Here is a 12,898-nt window from a genome sequence, read left to right as displayed (position 1 = left end):
GGTTCGTCAAAGGTCCAAGGTCAGGTGATGGTCGGCGGCCCTGGATACACAGGTGACGACCTGTGAGCCGGCGTCGCGTTCTGCGCGCGTCAGGATGGAGTCGCGATGCTCGACTCGGCCGCTGAGCACCGCTACGACGCAGGCGCCACAGATGCCGGCGCCGCACGAGAATGGCACATCGATTCCGTTGGCGCGAAGGGCGGTGAGCAGCGAGGTTTCAGCGGGTACGTGAATTCGCTCGCCGCGCCGAGCGAGCAGGACGTCGCATGACGGGCCGCCCGTACGCGATGGTGCGTCGAACCGTTGTCGGTGCAGGCTCACCCTCGGATGCTGTGCCGCGGCGACTTCGGCTCGGTCGACCAGATTGCTCCCGCCACAGACGTATACGGCCGCGCCCGGGGCGGCTGCGGCGAAGGTGCGATCGAGGTCGTACTTCGACACGACTGTCGCACCCGGGCCGAGAGATGACACTTCCTCGTGCAACGGGCCTTCTTCGTCATCACGCGACATGTAAACGAGTGACCACGGGTAGATGCGCGCAGCGGCGATCGCTCGTGCCATGGGTAGTAGCGCGGCGATCCCGGCGCCGCTGGCGAGGAAGGCGAAACTGCTCGCGCCGACGAGCCGGAACCGGTCGTGAGGTCCGCGGCAACCGATTCGATCGCCGGGCGCGAGATGGTCGTGAATGTATCGCGAGGCGCTGGCTTCGGTGCTGTTCTGGTGGAAATGCTCATGTCGCACCAGTACGCGCCACCGAGTTCGATCGGCGGGATCACCGCACAGCGAATAGGGACGGATCCGGCTCTGCGGTAACACGAGGTCGATATGCGCACCCAGAGGCCACGCGGGTAGGTCGGTGCCGTCCGGCGAGCTGAGGACGAGTTCGACCATTCGATCGGCGACTGTGCGCTTGGCCAGCACTACCAGGTCGAGCATCATGGGTCAGCGGGGTAGTGACTGCGGATGGCCACGCCGGTTCCGGCCGCGGGAACCTGGTTCACGGCTGTCGTCGCATCGGCCGGGGGCGGATGTCACGCGGTGACCTCGAGATGTGCGGGAGCGGGGAGTGGCCCGAGTAGCGCGGTTCCGTTTCCGCTGCGGATCGCCGCCTCGGACGTGGCATCCAACGCGGCCGCGGCGAGACGATCGAGTGGGTCTTCGACGCCCATATCGAAGGGATAGTCGGTGCCGATCAGGACACGTTCGGCACCGACCGCCGATACCAGGGCGCGCAGCCCGTCCGGTGTGTAGACCAGCGAATCGAACCACAGTCGGGGTAGGTAGGAGCTTGGTTCATCGCAGCAGGTATGCGAGTCGGGGCGTGCGTGCCAGGCATGGTCACCGCGTCCGAGATAGTACGGTAGATAGCCGCCGCCGTGGGCAGCGAGGATCCGCAGTCCCGGATGGCGGTCGAGCAGGCCGGAGAAGATCAGATGCGAGAGTGCGATGGTGGTTTCCATCGGCTGTCCGATGATGTTGGAAAGGTAGGCGGTGGCGAGGCGTTCACCCAGGGTGCACCCCCAGGGGTGGATGAAGACGACGGCGCCGAGTTGCTCAGCCCTGCTCCAGAACGGTTCCAACAGCGGATCCGCCAATCCCCGTCCCGCCACATCGGTCGATACCTCGACGCCGCGCAGCCCGTTGGCCATGGCACGGGTGAGTAAAGCCACCGCGAGGTCGGGGTGCTGTAGCGGTACGGTGCCCAGTCCGATCAGTCGATCCGGGGCGGCGGCGCAATGGGCGAGTACGCCCTCGTTGGTGAGTTGACCGAAACGGTCCGCGACGGCTCGGTCCGCCCAGTAATGGTGCATGGGCATCGGGCTGACGAGTTGGATGTCGATGCCGGAAGCATCCATTCTCGACAGTCGGGCTAAGGGATCGGTGAGTGCGGGCGTGAGCGCCACGATCTGTTCGCGGTTGACCGCGGCGGAGGTGACCCCCGCTCCGCGAGCATCCTCGGCGCGTTGCCGGATGAATCCGGGCTCGTCGGCCAGTACGGCGTCCGCGGCGGAAATTACGACATGAGCGTGGACGTCCAGGGTCGGGTTCATCGGATGATCTCCGTGACGCAGGTGTTGTGTTGGCTGCCCAGCCCGGTGATGGAGGCCTCGATGAGGTCCCCCGGGCGTAACCAGCGCTGCCACCGTCCCCCGTTTCCTGCCGGGCTACCGGTAAGTATCAGATCGCCGGGATACAAGGTGGTCGCCGCCGACGCGGCAGCGATCAGAGTGGGGACGTCGAAAAGCAGGTGATCGGCGGTATCCTGTTGTTTGCGTTCGCCGTTGAGATCCAGAGTCAATTCCAGATCGCGATAGTCGCCGACGAGTTCGGCGGGTACGACGAACGGTCCGGTGGGAAGGAAGGTCGGACGGTTCTTGGCTCGCATCCAGTCCCCGCCGAGCGGTTGGTGTTCGACCGGAAATTGGAGGTCGCGCGCGCTGATGTCGTTGCACACCGTGTAGCCCGCGACGTAGTCCATTGCCCGCTCGCGTGTCACTCGCCGCGCGGTCGCGCCGACGACGATCGTCAGCTCCACTTCCCAGTCGACCTGAGCGGATTCGGGCGGCAGGAGTACATCGTCGTCGGGGCCGCAGATGGCCGCGGGCAGGCCGGCGAAAAAGAACGGGCTGCCGATGCGCGCTCGCTCGTCCATCATTTCCTCGGCGGCGCGGCGCAGCTCGTCCGGTGAGCGCTCGTCGTCGGCCGCGCGTCCCGAAATCATGATCTCGGCGACATGGGTGCGGTAGTTCGCGCCTGCCTGAAAGATCTGACGCGGCTCGAGAGGAGCCTGTACGCGGAGCTCCGACAGAGGAATTCCGTCGGCGCCGAGAGCGGACTCGACCAGGTCGGGCAATCGTGACCGGACGAATTCCCAGTTCTCCAATAGGCTTCGCACCGTTGCGGGGCCCTTGACCAACCGGTCGGGCTCGAAACGTAGCACTCGGTCTCCGGTGATCAGCCCAGCGAACTGGTCGATCCCGTCGGTGAACGTGCCGAGGGCGTAACCCTCTACCCAACGCGTCACTGGGCGCTCCTCTCGCTCTGAGATCGACGCTAGTGACTTGAGGCACAGGCCCGGAAATAGTCTCTCTGAATACGAGGTATACGAGTCAGTTGGTCGATGCGGGATCGAGGGCTTCGCTGTGGGCGGTGGAGAGGAGTTGTTCGCGCAGCCAGCGATGCCCGGGATCGGCGTCGTGACGTGAGTGCCAGTAGGCGGATTGGCGCAGCGGCCGGAATTCGATGTCCGGTTCCAGCAGCGTGATTTCGGCGGCGGCCGCGACGCGACGGCCGAGCCGCTCGGGCACGACGGTGACCAGTTGGGTTCGGGCGAGCATGAATGGGAGGAGTGTGAAGTTGGTGACGGTGGCCTCGACCCGTCGTGGGATGCCTGTCTGCTCGAGATCCTCCTCGATGACGCTGTACCCGGCGGGTGGTTCATAGGCCAGATACGGATATTCCGACAGCAGCTCTGCCGACAGTCGCTCACCGGCGCATGGATGCTCGGCCCACACGGCTCCGACGAATCTGTCCGACAGCACCGGGATACTGGAACATTCGATGAGGCGATCTATCCCGGTCAACCGATCGGGCAGGATCGCGAGGTCCACTTCGTCGCGGCGCAGGGCGTTGAGGTATCTCTCGTGTATCGACGTCAAATTCAATCTGATGTCGGGCGCCAGGCTCGCGATCCTGCCCAGTAGCGGCCGGATCAGTACGACGCCGATGTAGTCGCTCGCGCACAGAGTGAACACGCGACGGTTCGATGCCGGGTCGAATTCTGTCGGACGCACGATCGTCTGCTCGATGGTGGCGAGGACATCGCGCACCGGTTCGATCAGCGACTCCGCGCGGGGCGTCAGCCGCATGTGTCTGCCCTGCTTGATCAGCAGCGGGTCGCCGAGAACCCTGCGTAGCCGTGACAAAGCGGTGCTGGTGGCGGGCTGGGTCATGTGTAGCCGTTCGGCGGCACGGGTGACATTTTGCTCGCGCAGCAGCGCGTCGAGAACAACGAGAAGATTCAGGTCGACTTGTCCGAGCTTCATCAGTCACCACCAACCACTCCGACGGCTGTGTCGCCGTCACGCATCTGTGTGAGCCGTCACAGTACCCGACAGTCGGAGGCTTACCGCCGTGCCGAGAGCGGGTATGCGCTGCATTTATGCCTGACAACCGCGCTGTGTATTTCCGCGGTGATCGGGGACTCCCTAGCATCGGAACGCGAGATGACAAGGAGGTCGCTATGAGGTCTGCTCCGGGGCAACGCGCCCGAGTACTGGTCACCGACTACACCTGGCCGGATCTCGCGATCGAAACCGATGTGCTCTCCGGTGTCGACGCGGACGTGATCGTCGCCGAGCGCGGCGATGCCGATGAGCTCGTTCGGCTCGCCGAGGACGTCGACGCCATCCTCACTTGCTTCGCGAAGGTGCCCGCCGAGGTACTCGACGCGGCACCGCGCTGTCGCACCGTGGCACGCTACGGCGTAGGCGTGGACAACATCGACGTCGCGCACGCGACCCGGCTCGGCATTCTGGTCAGCAACGTGCCGGACTACTGCGCGGAGGAAGTCGCCGACCACACGCTGCTACAGGTTCTCGCTCTGGCGCGCAAGCTGGTTCCACTGACACGGCAACTCGCCGCGGGAGACTGGGACGGCAAGTCGGTCGGCACACCGATGCGATTGCGCGGCAAGGTATTCGGCCTGGTCGGCCTCGGCGTGATTGGGCGGGCCCTGGTGCCGCGAGCCCGAGCACTCGGGATGGATGTTGTGGCCCTGTCCCGATCCGGCGCCGTGCCCGTCGGTGTGCGTGTGGCCGGGTCGCTCGCCGAATTGCTCGCTGTGGCCGACATCGTCTCGCTGCACGTTCCCCTCACCGCCGACACGCACCATCTCATCGGCGCTCCCGAGCTGAGCGCGATGAAGTCCACCGCGCTACTGCTCAACACCGCGCGGGGACCGCTGGTCGATACCGGCGCTCTGGTCGACGCGCTGGTTGCCGGAGAGATCGCCGGAGCGGGATTGGATGTCACCGACCCGGAACCACTTCCGCCCCACCACCCGTTGCGCACGCGCGACGATGTCGTGCTGACCCCACACATCGCGTTCTCCTCGGACGGCTCGCTTGCTGAACTGGCTCGTCGCGCCGCCACCAATGTCGCCGATGTGCTGCGCGGACGCCTGCCGGGGGATGTCGTGAATCCCGATGTTCTGTCCAGCTCTGCGCTGCGCGCGGACCTGGAGCCGCGGTCGTGACCGCGGCTGCCACCGACAGCAGGGCGCTGACAGTCCATCTGCTCGAACGCGGACTGATCGACGCCGATGACGATATCGACATCAGACCACTGACCGGGGGCGTCTCCAACGATGTTGTCGCAGTGCGGGGGCAACGGTGCGATTTCGTGGTCAAACGCGCGCTCGACCGACTGCGGGTCGAGCAAACCTGGCTCGCCGATCCGGCCCGGCTCGATACCGAAGGCCGGGCATTGCGAGTCGCCGGGAGTGTGATCGCGGATCGGGTGCCACGGGTTCTCGATCTCGATGACGGATACCTGGTGATCGAGCGGGCCCCGCACCGCTGGCGCACGTGGAAAGAAATGCTGCTCGATGGTGTCGTGCACCAGCACATCGCCGAGCAACTGGGTCGCGCTCTGGGGATCTGGCAGCGGGAGACGGCCGGGAATGCCGTCGTCGCCGCCGATTTCGCCGATCGCACCGCGTTCGTGCAACTGCGCCTTGACCCGTTTCACCGTGCTGTTCGCGATCGCCATCCCGATCTCGCGGTCCCGATCGACCGGACCGTCTCGGCGATGGATCAGGCGGCGGTATGTCTGGTGCACGGGGACTACACCCCCAAGAACGTGCTGGTCGACCCGGACGGGGCTGACCTGTGGGTCATCGACTGGGAAGTCGCCCATCTCGGAGATCCGACCTTCGACCCGGCCTGGATTCTCGGGCACCTGCTGCTCAAGACTCTGCATCGCCCCGTGGTGGCACCGGGATACGCGGCCGCGGCTCGAGTTTTTCTGGATGCGCTCACTCGAACACACGATGCCGCGATCGACCTCGATCCGGAACAGCTCATCCGTCAAACCGGCTGCCTGCTGCTGGCAAGGGTCGATGGCAAGAGTCCTGTGGAGTACCTCGACGACGCCGCCCGCGACCGTGCCAGGACATGGGCGCGCCGCCTTCTGATGAATCCACCCGTAACCGTCACCGATATCTGGGAGCTCTCTTCATGACCGATACCACCATCACCGGCCTCTTCGCCTGGGAGGCCTTGGATTCGAGAGGAAAGCCCACGGTGGGGTGCGAGGTGCGGCTGTCGGGAGGCGCAAAGGGGGAGGCGACGGTGCCCTCGGGTGCTTCGACGGGGCGCCACGAAGCACGCGAACTCCGTGATGGGGGAGTGCGGTACGGCGGCAATGGTGTTCGCGGTGCGGTCGCGAACGTGATGGGCGAGATCGGCGATGCCGTTCGTGGGCTCGACGCCGTCGACCAACCAGCCGTCGACGCCGCTCTGCGCGCCGCCGACGGTTCGGTGGACCTCGGAAGGCTGGGCGCGAACGCTGTTCTCGCTGTTTCGGTGGCGAATGCGGTGGCCGCCGCGGACGCCAGGAGGCTTCCGCTGTATCGAGCGGTAGCAGAGCCGGGCGCCGCGCCCCTGCTACCGTTGCCGATGATCAATGTCATCTCCGGTGGCGCCCATGCCGGACGCTCGATCGACGTGCAGGACTTTCTCGCCGTCCCGCTGGGCGCGACATCGTTTGCCGAGGCCGTGGAGTGGTCTGCGCGCGTACGGGCGGGGACCGCCGAGGTTCTCGCCGATCGCGGGCACAACGTGGCCCTGGTCGCGGACGAGGGCGGGCTCGGTCCTCGGCTGCCGAGCAACCGTGCGGCATTGGATGTGCTGATCGAGGGCATCGTCCGCGCTGGATTGCGCCCGGGCGACGATATCGGAATCGCCATCGACGTCGCAGCGACACAGTTCCACCAGTCCGACGGCCGCTACCTACTGGCCGCCGAGCGGCGCGAACTGGACGCGGTCGAACTGGTCGCGGAACTCGTCGGCTGGTGTGCGCACTATCCGATCGTCTCTGTGGAAGACGCACTCGCCGAGGATGACTGGGACGGATGGCGCCACGCGACCGAGCATCTCTCCGGCAGGCAACTTCTCGGTGACGATCTGTTCGTCACCGACCAGCGACGCCTGCGTCGCGGCATCACCGAAGGCGTCGCCAACGCGGTTCTGGTCAAGCCGAACCAGACCGGCACCCTCGATGACGCCCGCGGCGTCGTTCGTCAGGCACACGCCGCCGGCTATGCCACCGTGCTGTCGGCTCGGTCCGGGGAGAGCGAGGACAGCTGGCTGGCCGACCTGGCCATCGGTTGGCGCACCGGGCAGATCAAGGTCGGCTCGACGACCCGCTCCGAACGCACGGCCAAGTGGAACCGGATACTGCGGATCGAGGCCGAGCTGGGCGCCGAGGCCGAGTACCTCGGCGCGGCAGCTTTGGCTTTCAGCGGTATCGGGTAGAGCCTGGCTCGGCCGACCCGTGCCGACCATGGTGTGGCTGTTCGCCGGACGGTGAGTGCGACATATTTCGGAACGGCGATGGCCCGATCGTCTGCGCCTAGAGTGCTGCGAGTCCCGCTTCGGCCACGGTCTGGTCCTGCTCACCGGAGCCGCCACTGACGCCGAGACCGCCGACGACGACTCCGTCGCGAGTGAGGGGCACGCCGCCAGCGAAGATGGTGACGCGTCCGGCGTTGGTGGCGTGGATTCCGAAGAACTGCTGTGTCGGTTGGGAATTGTCGCCGAGATCTTTGGTCTGGATGTCGAAGGCGCGGGAGGTCCACGCCTTGTTGATCGAGATGTCGATGCTGCCGATCCAGGCTCGGTCCTGGCGGACGTGGGCGATGAGATTGCCACCGGCGTCGACGACGGCGATATTCATGGGCTGGCCGATCTCGATGGCTCGCTTTTCCGCGGCGGCGATGATCGTAAGAGCCTCGGCGAGGGTCAGTGCTGACATGAGGGTTCCTTGCTGTCCGGGTGGATTTCGGGCGTTGCCTGTTCAGGCCGTGATGTACCCGTTGGGGTCGAGGACGTATTTGGTGGCCGCGCCCGCGTCGAATTCGGCGTAGCCGCGGGGTGCCTCCTCGAGGGGGATCGCGGCGGCGTTGACGGCCTTGGCGATCTGTACCTTGTCGTGCAGGATGGCTTGCATGAGCTGACGGTTGTATTTCATGACCGGGCATTGGCCGGTGGCGAACGACAGGGATTTGGCCCATCCGGTGCCGAAACTCAGCGACAGAGATCCTGTTTTCGCCGCGGCGTCGGCCGCGCCCGGATCCCCGGTGACGTACAGCCCGGGAATGCCGATGGAGCCTCCGGCCGAGGTGATTTCCATCAGAGAATTCAGCACGGTGGCGGGTGCTTCCTGCGCGGCTGCACCGTGCCCGTGGCCGCGGGCCTCGAATCCGACCGCATCGACCGCGGCGTCGACCTCCGGTACGCCGAGCAGTTGCTCGAGTTGGTCTTCGATGCTGCCTGCGCCGACATCGATTGTCTCGCAACCGAAGCTGTGTGCCTGGGCGAGTCGGTCGTTGTTGAGGTCGCCGACGATGACGACCGCCGCGCCCAGGAGTTGTGCGCCTGCGGCGGCGGCCAGGCCGACCGGGCCCGCTCCAGCGATGTATACCGTTGATCCGACGGTGACGCCCGCGGTCACCGCGCCGTGAAATCCGGTGGGGAAGATGTCGGACAGGGTCGTGAGGTCCAGGATCTTTTCCAGGGCTTGGTCACGGTCGGGGAATTTGAGTACGTTCCAGTCGGCGTAGGGCACGAGGACGTACTCGGCTTGGCCGCCGACCCAGCCGCCCATGTCGACGTAGCCGTAAGCACTCCCGGGGCGGTCCGGGTTGACGTTGAGGCAGATGCCGGTCTTGCCGGTCTTGCAGTTGCGGCACCGTCCGCAGGAGATGTTGAACGGGACCGACACGATGTCGCCGATCTCTACGAATTCCACGTCGGGGCCGATTTCGACTACCTCGCCGGTGATTTCGTGGCCGAGAACCAAGTCGATCGGTGCGGTCGTCCGTCCTCGCACCATGTGCTGGTCGGAACCGCAGATATTGGTCGCAACTGTTCTGAGGATGACCCCGTGGGGCAATTTCCGGCCGATGTTGGCCGGGTTTACACCGGGGCCGTCTTTCAGTTCGAACGTCGGATAGTCGATATCGATGACCTCGACGACGCCGGGACCTTTGTAGGCGACGGCCCTGTTTCCTGACATGGATGCTCCCTTTCTCGGTCGTGTGCTTTTCGGAGAATTCTGCTCCCCTCGATGAATCCTGGCCGACCTGTTCCGGTGGCGGGATCGCCATTCTGAACGGCCTCACCTACCCGAACGGGTAGTTCGAGTGCGGTCGCGGTGGTCCTAGAGTGGGCATGTGTCGCTTTCCGGACAGGCCGACTCCGCCGAGGCAGGCGAGGCGCGGCCGGTCGAGGTAATACCCGCCCGCTCGGAGATTGCGATGCTGCGCGGGTTGGTGACGATATCGGCCGCGCCGCTGGATGATGTCGCCGAATATCTGGCCGCGGTTCTGGCGAGCTGTATTCCGCATTCGGCTCTGATAGTCCATACAGCGGACGATGTCGCGCACCCGTTCAAGCAGTACGGGGACGAGTCCATCGTCGCCGGTGTGACGTTGTCCGAACTCGAGACGATCAGACACGGGTTGTCGCCGGGGGATATTCGGCGCTACGAGGCGCCCGTGGCCGGGCGACCCCGGCCGGTACTGGCGGTATCGGCCACAACCGGTGCGCTGCTCGTCGTGGTATCGCCGGTCGGGTCCGAGTTCGACGAACATTGCCGTCTGGTGTGGGAGATCGTCGCGCTGCGGATCCAGCAGCATGCCAGCGCGGCCTCTCCGAGTTACTTGATCGGCTCCCGGGCGTCGTCCCGGGTCCGCGCCGAGGCGACAGCCGAACTCGTCGACGTCCAGTCGACCACCCTGGAGTCGCTGCTGGCGGTGTTGCGATCGCCCGCGCTCGATGACCGAGTGGCGCGCCAGACCGCGACCAACCTGGCGGCCGAGGCGATGGTGAACCTGCGGACGACCAACGATCGACTGCGCGATTTCGCCGAGGAGCCGGTGACCACCGCGTTCGAGCGGTTACGCGACGACTTGCGCCCGCTGACGCGGTATCGCGACGTCGATGTCCAATTCGTGGAACCGCCGGTCGATGGACGCGCGTTGCCCAGCGAGGTCGCCCATGGGGCCCGGGCGGTAGTGCGGGGGGCGATCTTGACCGCGGTGGACCAGCCCGGGGTCACGCGGGTTCGTGTGCAATGGGATTGCGACGGGAAGAATCTCCTGATCAACGTGCGTGACGACGGCCCGGGTGATCTCTGCGCGGACAGTAGTCAGCTCCAGCCGCTGCGGCAACGCGTTCTCGCCCTCAACGGAGAGCTCGGGTTGACGGCCACGAGGGGTTGGGGTTGCGAGATCTCGGTGGTCATGCCGCTGGACCCACCACCGGTCCGCAGTGAGAATTCATCGCTGTGGGAGTTGGGTCCGCGCGAACTCGAAGTATTCGCCCACCTCGCGGCGGGGCTGCGCAATCGTGCGATCGCCGATCAGTTGGGGATCAGTGAGAATACGGTGAAATTCCACATCTCGAATATTTACCGCAAGCTCGGGGTGGGCTCCCGAGCCGAGGCCGCCGCGTGGCTGCTCGAAGCGAGAGTGCCGTTGACACCCGGTTTTCCCCCGCGGCATCTGTGACGTTCGGCTGACGTGGATGATCACGCGGCGGCGTGCCCACCGAGCGCCTCGACCTGTGGGTGACATCGGGACCGACCGGGTCGCTGAGCGGCGGTCGGTGCCGGGCGCTACCCGTGGGCGTGGGTAGCTGTCGTGCGACGTGCCGGATCAATGTGCGCAGGAAACGGTGCTCGGGCTCGTCGGTGAACAGTGGATGCCACCACATCGCCTGGGTCAGTTGTCCGAGATCGACGGGGCAGGGGTAGGCGTGCAGTCCTTCGTGCATGCCGGGGATGTCGAGCATGCGCCGGGGGATGAGTGCCATCCCGGCTACTGCCTGTCACGAGGCCGGGAACGGTCAGGAAGCTTTCGGTGATCACTTGCCCGTGCGGTTCGATGCCGAGCATTCGCAGTCGCCCCGCGGCCGGGGTCGACGCGGTTTGGCTGTGGTAGACCAGGACCCACGGCCGGTCACGAAGGTCGTCGGTGGTGAGTTCGTGCGGGGCGTGTTCGAGATCGGTGACCACGACCCAGTCGTCGTGGAAGATCGTCTCGTTCGGCAGATCGGTGACGAATCCGTGGGGGACGAGCAGCACATCGTGGGCGGTGAGCGTGTGCTCGGCGCGCGACCAGGTCGGGAATCGACGGTAGCCAGCGCAACCGGGCGCGCGGGGCCCGAATGCCGAGCAGTTCGGTGAGTGGTCGTCCCAGCAGTGCGGTGGTGTAGTCGCTCGTGAAGATCGAGTACTCGCGGGCGGTGTCGGTAGCTTCGAAGGTGCCCCGGGCCGCGAAGACTCTTTCGACACCGGTCAACGCGATCCTGGCGCGTTGGCGAAGGTCGACACCGAACGGGGTGAGTTGATACCGATTGCCGACACGATGCAGTGTCTCGTCGTCGAAGTGTCGTCGTAGCCTGGCGAGGGCCGCCGAGACGGCGGGCTGTGTGACCCCGAGGTGTTCGGCCGCGCGGGTGACGCTCTGATGGTGGACCACCGCGTCCAGCGTGACCAAGAGGTTCAGATCGAGGTTGGCCAGCGTGCGGTCGGACGGTCCACGCCTCGCCTCGCCTCGGCACCGTCACTCGAACCTTGAGCCATAAATGGAGCTTATGCCCGGCATACCCGAATTCGACTTCCCTGATAGTGGCCCAGGTCCCAGAGTGGAGTAGGTCACCAGTCGCCCGCTCCGCGGGCTTGCTCAGGGAAGTGATTCGATGCACCCCCTCTCTGTTCGGTCCGTCCTTGTCATCGGTGGCGGCCTCGCCGGTTCGGCTGCCGCGATCTTCCTGGCTCGTGCGGGCGTGCGGGTGGATCTCATCGAGACCAACGGCCGTGGTCACACCGTCGGTTCCGGTATCACATTGCAAGGCAACGCTCTTCGTGTACTTCGTGATCTCGGAGTCTGGGAACGAGCGGCCGCGCGCAGCGGGGGTTTCGACACCATCGGCATTCGCGCCACCGACGAGGCCGGGACACTTCTCGCGGAAATACCCGACAACCGCACCGGCGGTCCAGATCTGCCCGCCGCGGTGGGCATGCAGCGCCCGGTACTCACGGCTATACTGCACGACGCGGCGGAGACCGCGGGTGCGAATCTTCGCTTCGAGACACAGGTCGACAGTCTGGTCGACGGCGCCGACGAGGTCGAAGTTACGTTCGGCGACGGTTCTCGAACGCGCTACGACGTGGTGATCGGCGCCGATGGCCTCCGGTCGGCCACGCGCCGGGCACTCGGCTTCGACAGCGAACCGCGGCCGGTCGCGGCTGACCGATCCCGACGCGATCAATTACACCTGGTTCGAACAGCACGTGATCGACGGGCCGTGGAACCGGGCCGCGTCGTGCTGATCGGCGACGCGGCGCACGTGTGCCCGCCCACTCTCGCCCAGGGCGGGGCCCAAGCGCTGGAGGACGCTGCGGTGCTCAGCGAACTGCTCACCACCGAACCGGTCGATGAACAGTTGTGGCAGCGGTTCACCGAACGCAGGCTCCCACGCGCGAATGCCGTCGTGGAGGCGTCGGTGCAACTGGGCCGTTGGATGCTCGACCACGATCCCGACGCCGACGTTCCCGGCTTGATGGGTCGCATCGCCGCCCTCGTCACCGACCCGACCTGACCCTTCCA

Annotated in this window: 12 protein-coding genes; 5 read left to right on the top strand and 7 right to left on the bottom strand. The window is 65.9% G+C overall.

Going from position 1 to position 12,898, the window contains the following annotated elements:
* Nucleotides 1–6: 6 nt before the first annotated feature.
* The 4 genes from JZ792_RS05430 to JZ792_RS05415 all read right to left on the bottom strand — a co-directional run bounded on the left by JZ792_RS05430 (nucleotide 7) and on the right by JZ792_RS05415 (nucleotide 4,046).
* Nucleotides 7–939 carry a flavin reductase family protein gene (locus JZ792_RS05430; RefSeq protein WP_216907464.1) on the bottom strand — a complete coding sequence of 311 codons (933 nt, stop codon included), beginning with the start codon at nucleotides 937–939 and terminating at the stop codon, nucleotides 7–9.
* Between the two features lie 92 nt (nucleotides 940–1,031).
* Nucleotides 1,032–2,051 carry an amidohydrolase family protein gene (locus JZ792_RS05425; protein WP_216907462.1) on the bottom strand — a complete coding sequence of 340 codons (1,020 nt, stop codon included), beginning with the start codon at nucleotides 2,049–2,051 and terminating at the stop codon, nucleotides 1,032–1,034.
* Nucleotides 2,048–3,025, bottom strand: a complete 978-nt coding sequence (locus tag JZ792_RS05420) for a fumarylacetoacetate hydrolase family protein (protein WP_216907460.1) — start codon at nucleotides 3,023–3,025, stop codon at nucleotides 2,048–2,050. Before JZ792_RS05420 ends, JZ792_RS05425 begins: the two co-directional genes overlap by 4 nt.
* An 85-nt stretch (nucleotides 3,026–3,110) precedes the next feature.
* The gene (locus tag JZ792_RS05415) at nucleotides 3,111–4,046 is read right to left on the bottom strand and encodes a LysR family transcriptional regulator (protein ID WP_216907458.1); all 936 of its coding nucleotides are present in this window, start codon (nucleotides 4,044–4,046) and stop codon (nucleotides 3,111–3,113) included.
* Between the two features lie 197 nt (nucleotides 4,047–4,243).
* Between JZ792_RS05415 and JZ792_RS05410 the strand changes: the two genes are divergently transcribed.
* From JZ792_RS05410 to eno, 3 genes are read left to right on the top strand one after another with little or no spacing between them, the layout of a single operon-like run.
* Entirely contained in the window at nucleotides 4,244–5,257 is a 1,014-nt protein-coding gene (locus JZ792_RS05410; protein ID WP_216907456.1) for a C-terminal binding protein, read from the top strand.
* Nucleotides 5,254–6,243, top strand: a complete 990-nt coding sequence (locus tag JZ792_RS05405; RefSeq protein WP_216907454.1) for a phosphotransferase family protein — start codon at nucleotides 5,254–5,256, stop codon at nucleotides 6,241–6,243. Before JZ792_RS05410 ends, JZ792_RS05405 begins: the two co-directional genes overlap by 4 nt.
* Nucleotides 6,240–7,538, top strand: coding sequence for a phosphopyruvate hydratase (gene eno, locus JZ792_RS05400; RefSeq protein WP_216907452.1), 1,299 nt, complete (start codon nucleotides 6,240–6,242; stop codon nucleotides 7,536–7,538). The genes JZ792_RS05405 and eno overlap by 4 nt, the downstream gene beginning before the upstream one ends.
* A gap of 97 nt (nucleotides 7,539–7,635) precedes the next feature.
* Here the strand turns inward: eno and JZ792_RS05395 are convergent, their stop codons facing one another.
* Nucleotides 7,636–8,037 carry a GlcG/HbpS family heme-binding protein gene (locus tag JZ792_RS05395; RefSeq protein WP_216907450.1) on the bottom strand — a complete coding sequence of 134 codons (402 nt, stop codon included), beginning with the start codon at nucleotides 8,035–8,037 and terminating at the stop codon, nucleotides 7,636–7,638.
* Nucleotides 8,038–8,079: 42 nt separating this feature from the next.
* Nucleotides 8,080–9,300: a formaldehyde dehydrogenase, glutathione-independent gene (gene fdhA / locus JZ792_RS05390; protein WP_216907448.1), complete on the bottom strand. Its 1,221-nt coding sequence runs from the start codon at nucleotides 9,298–9,300 to the stop codon at nucleotides 8,080–8,082.
* Nucleotides 9,301–9,457: 157 nt separating this feature from the next.
* Here fdhA and JZ792_RS42890 point away from each other — a divergent pair, with 157 nt between their 5' ends.
* Nucleotides 9,458–10,795, top strand: coding sequence for a helix-turn-helix transcriptional regulator (locus JZ792_RS42890; protein ID WP_308165159.1), 1,338 nt, complete (start codon nucleotides 9,458–9,460; stop codon nucleotides 10,793–10,795).
* Nucleotides 10,796–11,245: 450 nt separating this feature from the next.
* On the opposite strand, the gene JZ792_RS43500 is transcribed toward JZ792_RS42890, so the two are convergent.
* Complete coding sequence (locus tag JZ792_RS43500) at nucleotides 11,246–11,767, bottom strand: LysR family transcriptional regulator (RefSeq protein WP_438804295.1); 522 nt, start codon at nucleotides 11,765–11,767, stop codon at nucleotides 11,246–11,248.
* A gap of 220 nt (nucleotides 11,768–11,987) precedes the next feature.
* Here JZ792_RS43500 and JZ792_RS42580 point away from each other — a divergent pair, with 220 nt between their 5' ends.
* Nucleotides 11,988–12,890 carry an FAD-dependent monooxygenase gene (locus tag JZ792_RS42580; protein WP_216907446.1) on the top strand — a complete coding sequence of 301 codons (903 nt, stop codon included), beginning with the start codon at nucleotides 11,988–11,990 and terminating at the stop codon, nucleotides 12,888–12,890.
* Nucleotides 12,891–12,898: the final 8 nt, after the last annotated feature.

The sequence above is a fragment of the Nocardia noduli genome (assembly GCF_019038455.1).
In the GTDB taxonomy this organism is placed as follows: Bacteria; Actinomycetota; Actinomycetes; order Mycobacteriales; family Mycobacteriaceae; genus Nocardia; species Nocardia noduli.
This window is presented reverse-complemented; position numbering and strand designations above follow the sequence as displayed.